This window comes from Porphyrobacter sp. MBR-49, assembly GCF_053628655.1.
On record NZ_JBRJGU010000005.1, the window covers coordinates 240,413 to 258,813 of the forward strand.

An 18,401-nucleotide genomic window follows, 5' to 3' on the forward strand; every position below is an offset into this window, starting at 1 on the left:
GCGCTAACTGATGTCATTCACTCACTGTTTGCCGACTGATGACGCTTAAAGCTTTAGATTCAATGATAGAAGCCAGGTTCACGAGTTTACAGCGTAGGAGCGCGGCTGGGCGTCATCGTAGAAGGCGTTGACCACGCACGACCACTTCGCGTTCATGATGCCATCAATTCCTCGTCCCAAATCCCAGATCACGCAGCCTCCGCTGGAAAGATGTGCTTTGACATAGCGGTCGTGCAGATCGCCTGCCGAACGGCGTGATTTTTGCACGAGGCGCAACGGCACGGAAGCGAGCATGCGTTCCCAGCGTTGCTCAAGGTCTTTTCTTTGGTCGTTCGTACCTTCGGGTTCTCGGGTCTGAACCGAATCCGCATCAAAGGTCACGATATGGACAGATGTGATTTCTGAGGCGAGCTGACCAAAGCGACCTATGAAATTGATAAGCCGCCCGCGCGCTTGTCCATCGGCGCAGCAATACGGATCCTGGATTTCCAGCAGCGTGATATGCGCGTCGCGGGCATATTGCTCAAAGATGGTCCAGTCTCGCTGACCATACTGCTCGAAGACCACTCGCTGAACGTAGGAGGCTCGCGCTTCTGCGGCTTCGATAGGAGATCGCACCGAGAGGATCGGACGACCAACTGCGGGCCGGTCGATCTTCGCTGGCGAGAAGTCCTCAGCCTCTTCCCTGGGTTGCGCCTCTTGCCTTGCAGCCGAAGCTGGAGTTGCTGCCTCCTTGGGCCCGCTAGGCAGAGACTCGGCTGACGGCAAGTCGAGCCTCTCATGCTTGATCTGCGCCTCCGAGGAAGCGGGGCGCTCACTAGCGTAAATGATCCCCTCACCTGAGGATGGGGAACTCTTCATGGGACCAGTTGAAGACTGCTCCTGCTGCTCGGCCCGCTTCCCATCGAGCACATCGGCAAGCAAGTCCTCGACGTCTCGCTCGCTCTCGGGTGGCATCAACAGACCACGACTCAGTGAGCGCTTGCGCTCCATCAGAACATCAAGGCGCTGGTCGAAGCTCGACGGACCGATCGCCTCATCCGGATGAATGGCCATCGGGATGTGTATCGTGACCGGACGAGTCTGACCGATCCTGTAGGCGCGGTCAGTTGCCTGATCTTCCACCGCCGGATTCCACCAACGCGAGAGGTGGATTACGTTATTGGCGGCGGTGATCGTGAGGCCAACTCCGCCTGCTTTGGGGGACAGGATGAGAACATCAAAGGGAGACGGGGAGGCCTGAAATGCGTTCACCATCTCTTGCCGCTTGTGCCCGGCTACCTTTCCGCTGATGCACATCGGCCTGTGAGGCAAGTCAAAGTGCTCCTGGATGGCCATGGCCAAGAAGGCCTGCATTTCCAGATCTTCGCAGAACAATAGGACTTTCTCGCCGCGCTCTTTGAGGTCAGCCAGAATCTCGAACGTTTTTGTCAGGCGAGCCGACTGGGCGACATAGGCACCAATGTCGGTGACGCCTCGCGGCGCCGAAGGATGAAGCGACGTGCCGCGCAACATGTGCAGTACTTTGAGCATCGCGCCTTGTTCTCCGCTTTCACGAAGCGCGCGAGCTCTTGCCAGCACGAGGTCATAGGCCTGAGCTTGGACAGGCGGCATTTCGACCGAGTATTTGCGGGCTGTCTTTTTTGGCAGACCGGTGAGAATTTCGTCCTTCATGCGCCTCAGCATGAAAGGGGGGAGGTCGTCGTCACGCTCGACTAAGCGCCGCTGTAGGTCTTCAAGACGTTCCAGATCGTTGGCGGGGTAGCAGCTTTCGAACTCCCGGCTTGATCCGAGGAAGCCCGGATACACGGTGTCTGCGATTGACCAGAGATCCTGAAGGCGGTTCTCAACCGGTGTACCAGTCATTGCAATTTGCAGGCGGCCGTTAAGCGCTTTGGCTGCCCGAGTCATTTGACTGGCCGGATTTTTAAGCTTTTGGATTTCGTCGTATACGATCGCGTCAAACGGGATGCGTGCGAAGCTCATGTGATAGTCGCGCATCGTCTCGTAGGTCGTAAGAACGATCCCTGCGCCTTCCCACGCACTGGAATCTAGCCGAGAGGTGCCGCCGCGGATATCGCTTCCAGCCTCCAGTCGATAATTGCGTAGATTTGTGCCGAACGCTTCGATCACGGGCCCGATGAGGCCGGCCTCCACGTGCTGTGCCAGTTCAGCCTGCCAGTTCCTCAGCAACCCTGTCGGGGCGACGATTAGGACGGGTTTGGGATGCGCCGATTTGGACCGCAACCATAGCAGGAACATGAGTGCCTGGAATGTCTTCCCCAATCCCATATCATCGGCGAGCAGGACGCCCGGCAACCTACGTTCCCACGCTTCCGTCAGCCAGGCAAACGCATCACACTGATGAGGCTTTGGCTCGGACTTCAGTCCTTTTGGAAGCGCCGGAACCTCGAATGATTCGTGAACAAACTGTGCCCGAGGCAAACGGGCATAATCGAGCTGCTCAAAATTCTCTCCGACCTGCAGGAAGAAGGTCTCGACCGGTTCACGTTCACTCTCAGATTGCGAACGGCCGCCTGCTTCTGCGGCAATTTCCCGTTCAAGATCGGCAATCCCGCGCGTTGCCTGGAGGGTCGCTGTGGTAGCGGGAATCCTCTCGTCGCGCCATGCGACGGTCTCGTTCCCTGTTTCGATGGCTGTTTCGATTTCGCCAACGAGCACTTCGGCCTCGCCGGGAGCCAGCGGGATGTGGCGCGCATCCGGTGGATCACCGATCCGCAGGCCAAAGCTTTCAGGCAGCCAGCTGTTGGGTTTCGGTTTTATCCAGGGCAGGACCGGCTTTTGCCAGACCTCGATCCCGCTGACCCGCTCCGAGAACTGCTGCGTTTCTATGAACAGGCGGTCGGCCGCTTCGTCATCGCCGGTAGCATCGAGCTTCAGTTCTTCGCGCAAAACCCGCTGAGGTGAGCGCAGGAACTCCCGCTTTTCCTGTGAGCTTCCGGCCTGTTTTTTACGGACTACGTCGAGCGCCTTGCCCAGCAATGGGTCAAGGAAAAGCAGCGTTCCGTCTGAAAGGAGATAACTGCGGCGTCCTCCTTCCTGGCTCCGAAATCTGAGTTGGAAGTGCGCGTTGTCCTGCGGGGTCAGCAATGACGCTTCACGCTCATCAACGAGGTCGCCCTCGGAGGTCTCCCCCACGTGTCGCGAGAAGAGCACGGGATCGAAGTCGAAGCGACCGTGATCGGTCTTCGCGTTCAACGAGAAGTTGGCAGCATAAGCTATGCGAATGCGTTCGAGGAAACCATCGGCTTCTATCCCTGCGCCCATTTTATCGCCAAGCAGTGCGCGGAGCTCTGCAAAGGCCGCTCTTCGCTCGTCGAACTCAGTTGCCGACTTTACGCCTTGTGCAGCTTGGAACACGGAAAACATTGGTTCAGGCATGCGGCTAACCCGCCCGCCTTCTCGGACACGAGCGCCAACGACATCAGCACGAACAGGCGCGCCGCCGCGACGAACCCACTTCGGATTGACCGTAATGGTACCCTCCGCGAGCGATCCGGTCGAATTCAGCTGAAGGGTCAGCGGCGTGGTGGGCGGGAAGCCGAGCGCAAAGGCATCGGACTCGTCCAATTGCGCGGCAATATGAGGGGGAAGGATTATCTCCCCTTCCTCTTCGAGAATTTGTCCCTCTTGATCGAATGAGCGGGCGAGCGCCAACGCCGCCTGACCAGCCTCTGGAGCAAATCTCGGCCAATCGGTGACCGGTACAGTTTCGCTCGACGCCCGCTTGAACAGCCCACCCGGCAGATCGCGTAAGAGCGTAATGGCCTCGCGGCCATCGCTCTTCTGGGTCGCGATGAACTTTGTATCTACCACCGGCTATTCCAACTGCGAACTGTCCCTCGACCCAACTCTGGATGTTGAATCGAAGTTCTTCGGAATATTAGAGCGGCAAACTTTCCCTGCCAACTTGAGCTGTGCATGGCGTGTTCAAAGTCACTACGACCGGTCATTACCCTAAGGCTGCCACCTTCGTAATATTTTAGATACAGGCCAGGTGCCTTGCCATCATCACTCGCCCAAAATCTACATAACCCATTGTCGCTCCATTCAGAAATCCTGAGATCACCGATCTGCATGATGATCGAGGAAGAGGACGGAGGCCCTCCTCGGATGATGCCGTATTCCGGGCGTTCGCCACTTTGCCGAATGATATCTTCGATCTGGTTGCGCGCGCGGATGCCAAGGGCTGGCCACGCGTCACTAACCAAGCCTGCGTCGAGATAGGCCATCCAGAACTTTTCACGTTGCGCCCATTGATCGGGCCGATCAGTTGTCTTGGCGATAGCCCGAAAGAATTCGCGCATTGCGACTTCTGTGAGCCAGCGCTTGAAGACCTGTGTGATTGTTAGTGCGCGTTCTTCACCAATGCTTTCGGCCAGAGACCGAATAATCCTCTCCCAGCGTGGCCGCTGAAGGCGCGGGTCACCAACCTGGTCGAGCAGAAACCCGGAAATGGCCTTGCGATGCTCGGGCTCGGGCTTTTCATTGACCCAAGGTTCCAGCAGCGCGCGCACGACGAGCTCAATCTGTCCTGCGAGCGCCTCTTGGTCGAAGAGCCGCAAGAGGCTCCGCTGTGCCTGGACTGCCTTGCCAGGCGCCAACTCTGCAGTCGCAATGCAAAATCGGGCGAAGGTTGCTTGTCCAAAGCCGCTCGCCGCCAAATTTCCTCCCAATCCGACTTCCCGCATCAGCTGGAAGATCTCATCGTGATCGCGGGTGACCAAAGCTTGGGCCACCTTTGCCGGACCATGCGAGGGAGCAAATAGGTTCCAGTTCCGAGACCTCTCTCGCCATGCCCACTCGTGCCGCTGGGCAGCGCTCGAGGCTGCCCCTGCGAGCTTCTCCATGATTGGCCGGCCGAAAGGAAAATAGGTGAGATAACCATCGATCATGGCTTGATCGGAACTGCGCCGTTGGTCCGCGAGGGCCCGGTCGAGAGCAGCTGACCCAAGCGTATCGAACTCCGGATCGCACCATGCCCCGCGCAGAACCCGGTTGAGCTTAAAGCGCGGAAGCGCCTCTGCGCTCTTCTCGGCCGCGCTGCGCAGAAAGGGTTTCAACTCTACAACGGGCTCAGCCTCACCGATGCTCTCGTCAAGCTTGGCAAGCTGCCGTTGTAAGTCAGGTTTCGTCGTCGGGGGCTTTGCAAGCCCGGCAGAGGCGAGTGCGTCCATCCGATCGATTGCTGCGCGCAGAAAGCTCATGGCTTCTGCCTTAAAATGTCTTTGTCCAACCCGGCACTGGGTGTGGTCATTAAAAACCGCAAATCGATCCGCCGATTACGCTTTTTTGCGGCCTCGCTATCACCTTGTGCGATAGGTCGATCCGGTCCGTAGCCGCTCAAACCCAGGATTGGTGCAGAACCTGGCTCTCCAGCTGGCCTGTTTAGGAACTCTCGTAGGGCCGGCTGATTGAGCTGAAGCATGGTGAATGTCGTCTCGGCCCTTCGGACCGAAAGGCCATAGTTGTTCATCCCTCCGTACATTGCATCGGAATCAGTATGTCCCTCAACAAAGACGGCGTCGATGAGGTGCTTGGAGCGCTCATCTTTGCAAAGGTCCGACGTGGTGTAGCAGGGGAGAACCTCTACCATGGCGCTGGCGACTTTGCTGATTGCGGCCTGCCCTAAGTCGTTCAGCTCCCAGCGGCCTTTGTCGAAGAGCACGTCGTCTGGCAGACGCAGCACGCCCGTCTTCGTATCGATTTCCACCTGCAGACCCTTGTCCTTCAACGACTGCTGAAGGTCATTGAGGATTTCTGCTCGGGTTCGATTTGCGCCCGTCAGCTCCTCAGTCTTCGACTGCAAATTCAGTGCGAAGTAAGCCAGTAGGATGATAAAGATGAGCAGGAGGCCTACCATCATGTCTGTCATCGACATGAAGTAGCTTTCCCCCTCTTCAGGAGGTCTTCTGCGAACGGTGCCTTCCATTATTCAGCTGCTTCCCTGCTCTGGTTCGCAAGAATTCCGGCTAGCTCCTCAACAGTGTCCCGCAGGTTTGTAAGCGGCTCAAGCGCACCGGCCAGCTGCGCAACTCCCTCGCCAAGGGCACGATCGACTTGGCCAACGCGTTCATTAAGGTTCGTCGCGTGACTTCCTGCCGCATCGGTGATCTTCTCAAGCGCGGCTCCGAGTGATCGATCGACTTCCTCGAATCTGGCCCGATACTCAGACCAGGCAGAGGAGGCAGCGGCCGCCGTCTGGCTCAACGATACGGCGAGCTGCCGCATCTCTTCACGGGCACTTTCGGACGACTGCGCATTCTTCGTGACAACAGCTTCAACCGATTTCACGGCTTCGGCAATTGATACCGCAGACTGGCGGACTGGACCGGCCGCCGCTTCCACATCATTGGCAACAGTTCCGAATGCTGTGGCCAGATCGTTCGAGCGAGCGGCGACCTGCTCGATGGCCCTTGCGTGGTCGCCGATCGCAGTCTGAGCGGAAGATAGCCGATCAGCTGAAACAGAAATTGCACTGCCGGCGTCCTTCATGCTCGTGACTAGCGGCGCGCCTGCTCCGTTAAAGCGTTCCACGAACTCCGCGAAGGATCTTTCCATTGCCTCCTGGCCAATGCGAGCCGCGTCATTTGCGGCGTTGCTCGATGCTTCGCCAAGTTGAGTGGCCGCCGCAGCCAGGCCTGCCTTCATGTCGTCAAGGGTGGAGCCAAGGCTGCTGAGGAGCTCATCCATGCGTTGGCGTGCCAGTGCGCTTGCCTGCTCGTTTTCCTCTCGCATGCGGTCGGCAACCACGCCAAAATTCCGGTTAAGCTCGCCGAACGCAGTGCGCATCTCTTCGGAGGCTTGGGAAAACCGGCGTACCGCCTCTTCAATTTGCCGGTCAGCCTCACCCGTCTGCTTCTCCAGTCGGTCTGACATCGAAGCCATGGACGCGGTCATCGCCCCGATGGCGTTCGCAAGGCCCGCCATTTCGGCGCCCGCGCTCGATGCGATTGCATCCCGGACGGCCTCACCGCCGCCACCGCTGATCTTGTCGATGCCCTGCTGGATAGAACCCAGATGGGTGATCATTGGCGCCATCTGTTTCTCCAGCGCACCATCGAGTGCAGCCGCCAATTGCTCTGAGAAGGTCCTGAGAGCCGGAGTCTGCTCTTTCAGCTGCTCAAGCTGATCGCTCGCGATGCGCTGCGGTGGCAGATAGGCCATGCCATGCTCAAGCTTGTCGCAAAGCATGGAAAGACCGTCGTCAATGCGTTTGCCAAAACGATAATCGTAAGAGCGCAGGACGATCGAAGCCACGATACCGCCGACCGAGGCCCAAAACTTAGCGCCTGCGACCTTCATGAGTTCATTAAGACGTTCCTGCATGACGTCGACACCGCCGCTGAAGTCGAGGGTCGACAGGGCTGCAATAATGCCAAGGAAAGTGATCAGCAGTCCGATTGCAATAAAGATATTCGCAAACCAGTTTAATCCGCGATGGCGGTCTCCGAGGCTCACAAAGAAATGTTCAGGCCTCGCTGAATTCTGCAAAATATCGGCTGATGGATCGACGATGGTCTCCCGATACTCTTCCCAGGTCCTGCGAAGTGGCATCGCCTCGGCGTGACTTGCATCCATCATCTGTGCATCGATATCGTGGAAGCGCCTTGCAAAGCCTATGCGCGCTTCATCGACATCGGTCATGCTGCCGCCAGTCACTTCGTCGAGCAGTCGGACACGCGCGTCAATCGCTTCTGCCAGCGGTGCGTGATATTTGCTTTGATATCTATACGATATCGCGAAGGCGGTTCCTATCAACACGATCGCCAGAAACGCAGCCATCGCGTCACCGATAAGCGGAATCTCGGTGAAGAAATAAATCAGACCCTGACCGAGCCATTCTGTAATTTCCACGGAGCCCCCTTGAACACATCGAGTGATTTGGAGCTCCAAGTAAACGGTGCGCAGGTAAGGCGAGCTTACGAGGTACGCCCGAGGAAGGAGCTCGAGGTCTCTAGTGGTATCGAACCGTGCAGCTTACGCCAAGTCACGATGCGACGAGCAACCCTCAAATTCCCAGAATAACTCAATTTTCTCGAAAGGAGTTTCGTTGCTGGCAAGCAGCCTTGCGAAGCTCCACTAATCGGTCTTGATATCTGCAGCTTCGTTTGGATGTGGGATTCCCGCGCCGTCAAGAAAGCTTGTTAACCGATCTTGCGTTCTCTGCCGCGGACGACGCCCTGCTTTCAGGTCAGCAACAAGTCGTGGGTCGCCGACAGACATTCGGCCAAAGGTGCTGGGCGACACCCCACTCTCCTCAAGATAGGCCTCGATTTGCTCCAGTAGCTCCATCACCAACGACTCGCATTTTGCTTGTGTTCCTGATATGTTCTTACTAGGGAGCCTTCCTAGAGTCTAGGATCGAATTTCCTAGATGGATGAGGTAGGAGCGGTAGCATGGACGATGCACGTAGAGCCCTGGACGAATTGATCCAGAAACGAGGCTGCAACTATTCCGAGATCTCCAGACTAATCGGGCGCAACGCAGCCTACATCCAGCAATTTATCAGGCGCGGCAGCCCGAAGCAGCTGGATGAACAGGACCGCGCGGTCCTTGCCCGGTTTTTCGGCGTGGACGAGAAGGTGCTCGGCGCCCCGGCCCGCCGTGCGGGCCCCGTGGTCGAACTGGCGCTGGTGCCGATACTCGACGTGGAGGCTTCTGCCGGACACGGCGCGCTTGCCGAGATGGAATCCAAATCCGCGCAATTCGGGTTCGATGAAAAATGGCTGCGCCGCCTGACCTCGAGCAAGGCCTCGAACCTGTCGATTATCGGGGTCCTCGGGGACTCGATGGAACCGACCTTGCACGACGGCGATGAGGTCATGATTGATCTTGCAGATGGTCAGGCGCGGCTACGCGACGGCATCTATGTGCTGCGCATGGACGATATGCTGAGCGTCAAACGCATCGCGATCGAACCGCAGGGCAAGCGCGTATCAGTCCTCAGCGACAATCCCACCTTCCCAAGTTGGCCCGGACTTGAAAGGCGCGCGCTTAATATTGTCGGCCGCGTGCTTTGGTTTGGCCGCGCACTGCGCTAAGGCTGCGTTGAAATGCTTACACTTCTCGCCGCATCCGTGGTTGCCGCAGGGCAAACCTTTACCTGCACACCGACCCATGTCTGGGATGGCGACGGGCCGGTTTGGTGCCAGGAAGGTCCCCGCCTGAGAATTGCCGGTATTGCTGCCCGCGAAATTGACGGCACCTGCCGCACCAATCAACCGTGCCCGCAAAGCTCTGCCATCGAAGCGCGCGATGCGCTGGTTCAAATCCTCGGCGGTGCGCGCGGAACAGCCTCAACCGGACATGTGCTTGTCAACGGCCCCACACTCACCTGTCGGTCTGAAGGTTCAGCGGGAGGAAATCGGACGGCAGCTTGGTGCAGCCTACCAAATGGCGCCGATCTGTCCTGTGCCATGATCCGCACGCGCACGGTGCTGCGTTGGGACCGCTACTGGAAAGGTCCAGCATGCCGTTAGGCTCCGAGATAAACCTCTCCGGTCGGCTAAATAAGAGAAATCACGATCTCGTGCTCTGCGTGGATGGGGGGGAGTGGAAGCTCATCACCCCCACTGGCGCAGCATCTCTGATCGGGCGTGACGTGAATGTCTTGGGGCAGCGCACAGGTTTCAATGAAATCATGTGCGAAGCTGTGTGGCCCACCAACGAACCCCGCCCGAAATTACGAGCCATCAAATGGGAGGCGCTGCTTGTGGGAGCTCTGGTGCTTGGTGGGTACGCAGCCATGCTTGGCTGGCTGATCAAAGTCCTGATCTGAATTGCTCACGCGCGACATCTATCGAATGCGAGCCGCTAAAGCCCGATCTCAAATGGCTTGGTGATCGAGCGGTCGAGTTCCGGGGGTTTGCGCTCGGGAGCAGGCGCTCTCCCCTTGGCCTCACCGGTGGCTGCCGCGTCGCGCAGAAGGTTCACGGTTTCGAGCGCAGAGCGTTTCATGCCGGGATTGTTTTCGACAGCAGCCTCAAGCTTGCCGGGATTGTTGACAAACAGGGTCAGCCCATCGCGCAGCCGGGTGATGGTCACCAGAAAGGTCTGCTGGTTGGCAAGATTGCGTTCCCGGCTATCCATGACGGCGATGCCGCGGTCAGAGGTCAGGCCCTGCGCCATATGAGCATTGAGCGCATAGGCGAGATCGAGGCGCCTCAGCATAGGATCATTGGCGGCGAGCCGGTGCTCTGCGCCGAGCGAGGTCTTCACCGCGACACCTGTGGCATCGACCGCCACAACGCGCGCCTGATCGGCGTTGAGTAGCCCGCGCTTGTGATCGGTCGCAGTCCAGCGGATCCGGTCGCCATCATGGATTTCAATTTGGCGGCGTTCGAACAGCTGCAGCGGATCCTTTTCGCCTTGGGGGCGGAGCTGGCTAGGACGAAATTCGAATTGCCGTCCGCGCTCGTTCTGCAGGGTCACCCGCTCGCGCGATGGATCGGTTGCAACCACTTCATATTGGCCCTTTGCGAGGCCCTGCCCCCTCTGCCGGCGATCGACCTCAAGCAGCATGCCTGGGGCATAGCTTCGCGCATAGCGCAGTTCCTCGCGGGTCAGATTGACGCGGGAGAGCACCTCGAGCTGCAATGAACCAGGCCCCAATTCGCCGTTCGCCTTGAGACCCGTCTGAACCGCTTCATTGACTTGCCCACGTAAGGCCCGGCCCGAGGCGTAGATCGATGTCACCTCGCGCTCTGCCGGAGACAGCGAGAGCCATGCCGCCGCAGCGTCCACGGCGGAATTCTCGCCAGCAGTAACAACGTTGTCTCCCAAATGGGCGAGCGCCTCGCTGATCTGGCCGCCTTGGGCCGCGCGTTGGGCATTGCGCAGCGCATCGTCTCGCGCGCGCAGATTGGTGTTCATCACCGCGGTTTCGATGCCAGCCTGCTGCATGACATCGAAGGGCTTGCCTGCATCGACCGACCCCAACTGCTTGGTGTCGCCAATGCTGGCAAAGCGATCAAGTTGGAGAAGGTTGGCAAGACGAACCAGCTTCTCCTTGTCGGCATTGCCGACCATCGATGCCTCATCAAGCAGCACGACGGTCCCGCGCATTTCGGCCCGCGCTTCGGCCAGACGGGCACCGCTTTCGCCCTTGAGCAGGTCTTGATGTTGCCTCAGGAAGCGCGCGACCGTCATCGAGGGAATGCCGGTTTCGCGCTCGAGCATCTGTACCAGCGTGTTCTGCACGGCGAGCCCCAGCACGGCCTTGCCCTCCTCACGCAAAATGTCGGCCACGGGTTTCAGAACCGTGCTTTTGCCAGCACCGGCAACGCCCTGGATCGCGACAATGCGGTTGTTGGATCCGAGCAGTAGACGCCCTGCCCCCTCCTGTCCTGCGTTCAGTGTCAGGCCGTATTTGAGCTGCGAAAGCGCCTGCAGTCGGCTCCCGGCAATATCGGCCGGAACGATGGCGGGTGCAGCGCCCCGCCCCGCATCGACGCCGGCAATGATGCGCTGTTCGAGGCTGATGGCATCGCGGGTGGTGAGCAGCTCGCGGTCCGCGCCCTTGCCCTTCTGAAGGTATCCCTGGCGGATGAGCTGATCGACGCGCCGCTCGATATTGTCAAAGGCAGTTGGCAAGGCAAAGCCAAGCGCAGTCCGATAGATTTCGGCCTTTGTGAAAGCCGCTTCGCGTTCCCCCAGATGGCGGATCGCCGAGGCGACCACATGGATGGCGGCGACCTCTTCGGCGCGGCGGCGACCGATCCGCGAGGGTATCAAGGGATCGTCCTTCACGAGCCCGAGGCGCTCGGCAAAAGCGTGGGCAAGATCTCGCCCCTGCTGGGCCACCTTGCGAACCGATGACCCCAGTCCGCTGACATTGCCGAGGTCCTGCGCGCTGCGCGCGTTGGCTCTTCCAATGACCATCGCCGGATCGAAGCCGAGCTTTTCCGCGGTGTCCTTCCACTGCTGTGTGAGCGCAGCGCGGTCCTCGATCCCCTCCTTCTTAGCCCGGGTCATGAGGTTCGCGGCATTGCGAGCGGCAAGCCCCGTCCCTTCCATTGTCGCAAGCTGCCCGAGGATTTCAGCGCGGCGCGAACTGAAGGCATCGCGCACCGCCTTGGGCACGCCGGCCGCCTCGAAATTGCCATGCTTCCCGAACTCGCCGACCTCGTAACCGAGTTTCTCCACGCCGAGCCTGAATCGTGCCATGGTCATGGCGTTGAGGAGAGTGTTGTGCTCCCAGAGCTTATCATTGCGCAGGGCCCGCCACTTACCGTCCGGGCCTTTAGTGACATTCGCGATCACGGCGTGGAAATGAGCATTGGGCTCCTGATTGCGGTTGGTGTCATGCTGGAACAGAGCCACCACAAGGTTGCCGGTTGCGACCACCCGCTCCTTGCCGCGCACCTCCATCCGGGTCTCGGCAAGGTTCTTTTCAGCCCAGGCGAGCGTCTCGCGGACCGCGGCGCCGTAAGCATCGAGGATCCGCGTGTCGCCGCCGACGAGGGCTAGAAGCGACCAGCTTTTCGGCATGGAGAAGGTGAGATCTGTGCCTGCTCGGTGAACACGATTATCGCTGCCCACGCGGCCCCCGTCAGGCAGAAATCCCTTGAGGACTGCTTCGAAGGTCTTGGCATCGACAGCGCCCGATAGTCCGAGCTCTTCGGCGCCCTTGCCGAACCACGCCCCGGACCGATCAGCATCGGCCCGGGTGTAGTAGTTGTCAGCGGCAAAATAGTTGGCTGCGCCGCCGGCCGTGCGGACGTTGGCTACGGAAAGCACGGGGCTACCTCTAGCTGAGCGGCACAGGGCAACAACGTTACAGCTCCAGATCGCCGAGATCGGGACCGTCCCTTGGAGGCTCGCTGCGCTCGGGCAGCCCGTCTTCGATCATCAGCTTGCGAGCGTCCGAGGCCCTTTGCCGGTTTGCCTGTGCGTTACCCTTGTGGGTGTTCGTATCGTTGGGCTTGGGATCGTCAGACTTCGCCTTGATCTCACCATTCTTGTTGGCGCCAGGCTCCGACTGTTGCCCTCGTAGCGACAGCTTTTGCGCGATCGCATCGTCGCTCGTCTTCCGCCCAGATTGGGGCGAGGGATTGGAAGCGCCTTGGGGCGTACCTTTGCCCTTCGATGCTGCAGCAGCACGGCTTTCCTCGCTTTTCCCTGCCGGTATTTTGCTGTCCTTACCGAGGCCAGAACGACCGTTTTGGGAGCGGGTTGGAGCAGTCTTTCCTGCTTTATTAGCGCCGAGGCGAAGCCCCTGTTCCGGGTCTACCCGGCGATCTGCCTGCTGACCACCACGCTGGCCGCGATCGAACGCCAATTCTCCCTGTTTCCCTGCAGCAGATTTGCGGGCGGTAGATTTCCCAGCCCCATCATCGTTCGACGAGGGATGGTCTGATCCCGCATGCGCCGGAGGGCATCCCGGTTGCGGTCGCGGCGGCTTGGGAGCTCCACTTTCGGTGGTCGGAGGCGGGCGGTTCGCTCCGCGCCCGATAAAGGCGTCGGCGACCTTGGACCGATTGACTGGGCGCAGCTTGATAAAGGCTGCAGGAAAGCCTTCCGGGAACTTGATGTAGCCATGGAGGCTCTTCAGGTTCATCAGCTGGTCGGGCATCCGCAGTGGCTTGATCGTCGTGCGCCGGCTGAGACTGACAGCGTCGCGGGCATTGTTGTACCCGAAGGTGTAACCCTCATCGATATCGACCACTTCCTCGTGGCCGATAAAGTCGCTGCACCAGATTGCGGTATCCCGCTCGGCGACCGAAAGGATCAGTTTGGTCCGCGCCAGCGATGCCAGGGTCGCCGCCATGTTCTCGCCGTAGACTTCCTTGAGTTTGGCATAGGCATGGATGCCAAGCACAATCGCACCGCCGAAATTGCGCGCCGTCTGCAGCCCTTTTTCAAGGGCCGGAAGGCGGTGCAATGCACCAAGCTCGTCAACGAAGAACCAGCATTTGAGATCACGGGTCCGCTCAGTGGTCATGAGCGTGTTCATGGCTGTGTCGAGCCAAAGCGTCAGCATCTGCGAAGCGACGCTCATGTCGACGTAGCGGGAGGAAATGAATAGGATCGAGCCCCTCCCTGCCGGACTTTCGGCAGCCTCTTCGATCCATTCACGCACCGAGAACCGCCGACCTTCGGTTGGCAACATCTCCAGCGCCTTGGCGTTCACATTGAACACGGCCCGGATTGATTCTGCCATGCGCGCAGCTTCGGGCGCTGTGAGCGGATCAGCGATCGTCCCGCGCATCATTTCGTGGACCTCGGAGAGGTCGGCGGTCATCAGTTCATGGGCGAGCGCCGCATTTGAACCCCTGCCTTCGGCCACAAGCTTGACGCAAAACTTCACAAACAGCGCGCGGGCGCCAAGCACCCAGAACTGCGCTTCGCCGCCGCCATCATGCGGCACAAGAGCATCGGCTGCGGTCCAGAAATCGGCTTCGGTGCGGCATTCATCGAACAGGTTCCATTGGGGGCAGCGCGCATCGAGCGGGTTCAAAATGATGTCGCGCCGCGCGTCGTAGAACTGCTCGATGAAGGCGCCGGTTAGATCGAAGACCACGCAGTTTTGACCTTTGGCGCGGGCCTCTGCGATCATGTCCGAGATGGCTACCGTCTTGCCAGTACCGGTCGTGCCGATGAGCATGGCGTGGCTCTGTTCAAGCCGCCAGGGATAGACAACCCCGGCAAGATGGGCCGGGCGATAGGGAAAGACCCGCGCCAGCTCCCAGGGCATGCAAAGCCGCCACTTCCACCCCATGACTGCGTTGCGTTCACGATTGCGCTGCTCCCGGTTATGCTCACGCAGAAGCCCGACCAGTTCCGCCAATTCGACAAGCTGCGCGCCGCGCTCGTGCTTGCGTTCCTTGGCCTTGCCGCCGAAGCGTGCGGCGAACCAGTAGAACAGGACAAAGGCGGGCACGAGAAACAGTGCTGAACGCCACGCGGCGCTGACCAGCAGCTCGGTCATATGATCCCATGCACGGACCACGGGAGGAAATGTGCCAAGAAGGCTGATCGGGATCTCTATCTTGCCGCCAAAGACCGTTTCGAGGGCAACGCGCTTGTCGGGATCGAACTCCATGAAGCCGTAGATCGCAGCATAGACGCGCATCCAGATGAGGTAGATCTCATAGTCGGTGAGAGCCGACGACAGGGTCCACCAGGACGTCGCGGAGATCACCACGGCAGCAATGATTAGCGGGCCCTTTAGGCCAGCTGCGAACATGAAGCCGAAGTGCCCGAGGAGCTGGCTACCGCGCGTGAAGTTGGCGAGGTTACGCTTCATCTGAGCCTCCCTCGTTGGCATTTTGGGAAAGGCCGAGTTCCTTGCATTTGCGGGCGTAGGCTTGGTGCGCACGTTCACGCAGATCATGATCGGCATGGCCGGCAAGAAGCGCATCGACGCCAACCATCGTGAAGACAGACTGGCGGTTCAGCCGGTTCATCCAGCCGCTGAGGCCGGCCTTGAGATCATCCTCGTCGCAGGCTTGCTGCAACAGGGATCTGATCCATTCGCTTACGCTGATATCGCGGCGCTCAGCCGCACTACGAACCCGATCGGCGAGTTCGATCGAGACATGGACTTGGAGGGATTTTGGCCGTGTCATGCACGGACTCCTTGTGATGAGGAGCCCGGAACGCACTGCGAAAGGCATGTGCCATCTACATCAGAATTGAGAACATGTCAAGAACATCGAGATTGGCAGAATTCTGCTATTTGTGATGCGGCTCAATCAAAAATGATTGGCGAATTCCGGCCTATCCAAATCTGATTGAGAAGCTGCCATATCGGAAGATTCTGACTACCCGATTGTTATTTGGTGATTATATTCCGCATAGATGCTGCGACCTGTCGCGTACGGTGTGCCCTTACTTGTTCCCTACTGCGAGGTCGAAACCCGTGATCTGACCTGTATCGGATGGAGAGATTTGCCACGTCATTTTCGGCGGGATCGCGACGCGCAGCGGCTGGCAAAAGCCGCATGGTCATCGGTCGCTTCGGAGCCTATGATCGGCGATGACGGCAACGGAAGACGGGAGCCAGGACATGGTCGATGTCACATTGAGCGCAACACCCAAAGGCAATGGCTATCAAGGGACGATCACCTATTCTTACGGTGTCTCGATAAGCTCTGCCGAGACCTTTTCGACGATTGCGGAAGCCATTGCGGCAGCGGCGATTAAGGTGCTTGAAATGCCAGAACGCCTCGATGAACTCGACCGATCCGAGCTCGACGCCTGAAACATTGCAAGCGGCACCGCGCTGCCAAATGATTGAGCCTGGGCGTACGAGCAAAAGAATAGGAGGAAGCCCTGATGGACTTCCTCCTCGCGTCGGCCGTCAGAATTCATCGCTCAGCCTGCTTGGCACGGTGTCGATGACCCGGTCCTGCAGTGCCCTGGGCAAGGCTCCATAATCACCTTCATCAACGGCGATGTACCCTGCCTCATTATCGGTCAGAATATATTGCGTGAAGTAGCTATGATAGGACCGGGCATGAGCCTGATCGAGGGCGGCAACAAAGGCCTCCTGATCGGATTTGAACCCCTGAGCGGCAAAGCTGAGTGAAGTGCACATGATCTTTCCTCCTGATGTTCGATGCGTCGCATCAGGGATCGGCAGGATGTGGGTGACGGGCCGGGTCAGGGACCGCGCAAGCGGCCGCGCAGCGGCGATGGGGGAAACGATTTTTACAGGGCGAGCCCTATAAAAATGGTGGGGCCCCGTCGTCCTTGACGCGGCCCCAAAGCCCGCATCACACTTCAAAAGTCTGCGAGAGAGACCCCCAACGTCAGCCGAAGAAGAACGCGCTTCGCGGCAAAAACCACTTTCCTACACGGCCTTGAATTGGGATTATCCTACACGGAGGGGACCAACGGCCTACAGAAGGAATGTCATATGGCCAGGTCCAAATCGAGCGCTCTTGGCGCGCTTAAGAAGCTGCGCGAACAGCGTGATGAACTCGACGCCCAGGAGACCAAGCTGCGCGCTGATGCAGCAGCAGAGCTAGGCAATGTCTTGCTCGAATGCGGCGGTGAGGTGATCGAACCTGCACAGCTGAGACTGCTGATCCGCGCTGCGCTGGCGACAGGGATTGAGCAATCCCTCAAGCGCCTCTCCCCCGGCTGATCGATGTTACAGCGGCGGGGTGTGGGCTCAATGCCCCTCCCCGCCGCACCACGCCGGTAAGCACAACAAAAGGCCCCGATGGCGCGTGCCGCCGGGGCCTCGTCGTAACCGAGATGACGTTCAGTCCTCGTCGATGTCAGGGGCGTCTTCGTTGTTCGAGCTGCGGCCCTTGGTGAGAAAGTCCACCTTGTCGGCGATGATCTCGCAGCCGTAGCGCTTGGTGCCGCTTTCGTCTTCCCACTGGGTATAGTGGATGCGGCCTTCGACCGAGACCAGCTGGCCCTTGGTGCAGTACTTGGCGACATTTTCGCCGAGGCCGTTGAAGCAGGTCACGCGGTGGAATTCGCTGTCCTTGGCGGTGTAGCCGTTTTCGTCCTTGTAGGTCTTGCCGTCCTTGCGGGCGGGACGGTCTGTCACAACCGAGATCGAAGTGATGCTGGTTCCACCTTGGGTGGTGCGGGTTTCGGGGTCGCGAGCGATGCGGCCAACGAGGATAACAAGATTGGTCATGGGCTTTCTCCTGATCGAGCATTCCGGGTCCATCCCGGCTGCAAACCCGACTAGGAAGCGCCCATGGCGAAGCGCACCGAAGGGAAACCTCGATCTGGTTCGGGTGGAGCGGGCAGCCGGGCACGCAGCATGACGTGACCGGCAACTCGGCCGGACCTGATCGGGGTTGCGCGTCTCGACAGGGGTGCTTCAGGGAAGGTTTGTATCGAAGCCGGGTGGAGCCGGATGCCTTGAACAGGTTTGCCCTGCCCATGCCGCCGACGACCTTGGCCTGATTGATTTTGCACCCGAGCCCAACGAGTGGTCTCTATCTTTGATGGTGGTAATGACTTTTTCCGCACGGAAACGGGTGCACTTACTGACGCAATTGCCACGTCAGGAGCGGCATTCTCATCGTGCCAGCGGAGCGCCTTCCCGACGATGCCAAAGCTGAATGAGGGCCTGCGTTCAGGCCATGTTTGCCGTCGTCCACCCTTCCAAAGGGAAGAACGAATGCGGCCTGATGCAAGCGCATTGGAAGACCATTGACGATAGGCGGGATCCCACCATCGCAAGCATCAGCGATTCGTAGAACTGACTACTAAGGCCGGTCGGCCTTGTTGTTCGAACGGGCCTTATCGTCATCGCCCAGAGCCGGTTTTTCTGTCGCTGCGTCCTCGCGACTGCGTGAGGCATGGCCTCCGTGGACAGGAGCAACCGGAATAATAATCGGCGGAATTCCGTCATCCTTCTTGGCCATGGAGCCCTCCATCTTACTTCATTGCGAAACTCACG

At 59.2% G+C, this 18,401-nt stretch carries 15 protein-coding genes; 5 read left to right on the plus strand and 10 right to left on the minus strand.

Annotation, left to right across the window (positions count from 1 at the left end; genetic code table 11):
- Positions 1–78 precede the first annotated feature (78 nt).
- Genes ACSSV3_RS09020 through zorA form a run of 4 tightly spaced genes read right to left on the minus strand, consistent with a single transcriptional unit; the run spans position 79 to position 7,878 of the window.
- On the minus strand, positions 79–3,837 hold the full coding sequence (locus ACSSV3_RS09020; RefSeq protein ID WP_354324209.1) for an SNF2-related protein: 3,759 nt from the start codon (positions 3,835–3,837) through the stop codon (positions 79–81).
- Entirely contained in the window at positions 3,831–5,228 is a 1,398-nt protein-coding gene (locus tag ACSSV3_RS09025) for an EH signature domain-containing protein (RefSeq protein ID WP_354324207.1), read from the minus strand. Before ACSSV3_RS09025 ends, ACSSV3_RS09020 begins: the two co-directional genes overlap by 7 nt.
- Entirely contained in the window at positions 5,225–5,953 is a 729-nt protein-coding gene (locus tag ACSSV3_RS09030) for an OmpA/MotB family protein (RefSeq protein ID WP_354324206.1), read from the minus strand. The genes ACSSV3_RS09025 and ACSSV3_RS09030 overlap by 4 nt, the downstream gene beginning before the upstream one ends.
- Positions 5,953–7,878, minus strand: coding sequence for an anti-phage ZorAB system protein ZorA (zorA, locus tag ACSSV3_RS09035; protein ID WP_354324204.1), 1,926 nt, complete (start codon positions 7,876–7,878; stop codon positions 5,953–5,955). Before zorA ends, ACSSV3_RS09030 begins: the two co-directional genes overlap by 1 nt.
- Positions 7,879–8,421: 543 nt before the next feature.
- On the opposite strand from zorA, the gene ACSSV3_RS09040 reads away from it, so the two are divergent.
- From ACSSV3_RS09040 to ACSSV3_RS09050, 3 genes are read left to right on the plus strand one after another with little or no spacing between them, the layout of a single operon-like run.
- Positions 8,422–9,066, plus strand: coding sequence for a S24 family peptidase (locus ACSSV3_RS09040; RefSeq protein ID WP_354324203.1), 645 nt, complete (start codon positions 8,422–8,424; stop codon positions 9,064–9,066).
- 12 nt (positions 9,067–9,078) lie between these two features.
- Positions 9,079–9,504, plus strand: coding sequence for a thermonuclease family protein (locus ACSSV3_RS09045; protein WP_354324201.1), 426 nt, complete (start codon positions 9,079–9,081; stop codon positions 9,502–9,504).
- Positions 9,495–9,803 (plus strand): DUF5818 domain-containing protein, encoded by a 309-nt coding sequence (locus tag ACSSV3_RS09050; RefSeq protein ID WP_354324199.1) that lies wholly within the window; start codon positions 9,495–9,497, stop codon positions 9,801–9,803. The genes ACSSV3_RS09045 and ACSSV3_RS09050 overlap by 10 nt, the downstream gene beginning before the upstream one ends.
- A 35-nt stretch (positions 9,804–9,838) precedes the next feature.
- On the opposite strand, the gene mobF is transcribed toward ACSSV3_RS09050, so the two are convergent.
- Genes mobF through ACSSV3_RS09065 form a run of 3 tightly spaced genes read right to left on the minus strand, consistent with a single transcriptional unit; the run spans position 9,839 to position 15,594 of the window.
- Positions 9,839–12,763: a MobF family relaxase gene (mobF, locus tag ACSSV3_RS09055; protein WP_354324197.1), complete on the minus strand. Its 2,925-nt coding sequence runs from the start codon at positions 12,761–12,763 to the stop codon at positions 9,839–9,841.
- Positions 12,764–12,800: 37 nt separating this feature from the next.
- Entirely contained in the window at positions 12,801–15,272 is a 2,472-nt protein-coding gene (locus tag ACSSV3_RS09060) for a type IV secretion system DNA-binding domain-containing protein (RefSeq protein ID WP_354324195.1), read from the minus strand.
- Positions 15,262–15,594, minus strand: coding sequence for a hypothetical protein (locus ACSSV3_RS09065; protein WP_354324193.1), 333 nt, complete (start codon positions 15,592–15,594; stop codon positions 15,262–15,264). The genes ACSSV3_RS09060 and ACSSV3_RS09065 overlap by 11 nt, the downstream gene beginning before the upstream one ends.
- 440 nt (positions 15,595–16,034) lie before the next feature.
- Between ACSSV3_RS09065 and ACSSV3_RS09070 the strand changes: the two genes are divergently transcribed.
- Positions 16,035–16,229 (plus strand): hypothetical protein, encoded by a 195-nt coding sequence (locus ACSSV3_RS09070; RefSeq protein WP_354324192.1) that lies wholly within the window; start codon positions 16,035–16,037, stop codon positions 16,227–16,229.
- Positions 16,230–16,328: 99 nt separating this feature from the next.
- On the opposite strand, the gene ACSSV3_RS09075 is transcribed toward ACSSV3_RS09070, so the two are convergent.
- Positions 16,329–16,565, minus strand: a complete 237-nt coding sequence (locus ACSSV3_RS09075) for a hypothetical protein (protein WP_354324191.1) — start codon at positions 16,563–16,565, stop codon at positions 16,329–16,331.
- Between the two features lie 321 nt (positions 16,566–16,886).
- On the opposite strand from ACSSV3_RS09075, the gene ACSSV3_RS09080 reads away from it, so the two are divergent.
- Complete coding sequence (locus ACSSV3_RS09080) at positions 16,887–17,117, plus strand: DUF6437 family protein (protein ID WP_354324189.1); 231 nt, start codon at positions 16,887–16,889, stop codon at positions 17,115–17,117.
- 120 nt (positions 17,118–17,237) lie between these two features.
- On the opposite strand, the gene ACSSV3_RS09085 is transcribed toward ACSSV3_RS09080, so the two are convergent.
- On the minus strand, positions 17,238–17,627 hold the full coding sequence (locus ACSSV3_RS09085; protein ID WP_354324187.1) for a single-stranded DNA-binding protein: 390 nt from the start codon (positions 17,625–17,627) through the stop codon (positions 17,238–17,240).
- Between the two features lie 580 nt (positions 17,628–18,207).
- Entirely contained in the window at positions 18,208–18,366 is a 159-nt protein-coding gene (locus tag ACSSV3_RS09090) for a hypothetical protein (RefSeq protein ID WP_354324185.1), read from the minus strand.
- Between the last annotated feature and the right edge of the window lie 35 nt (positions 18,367–18,401).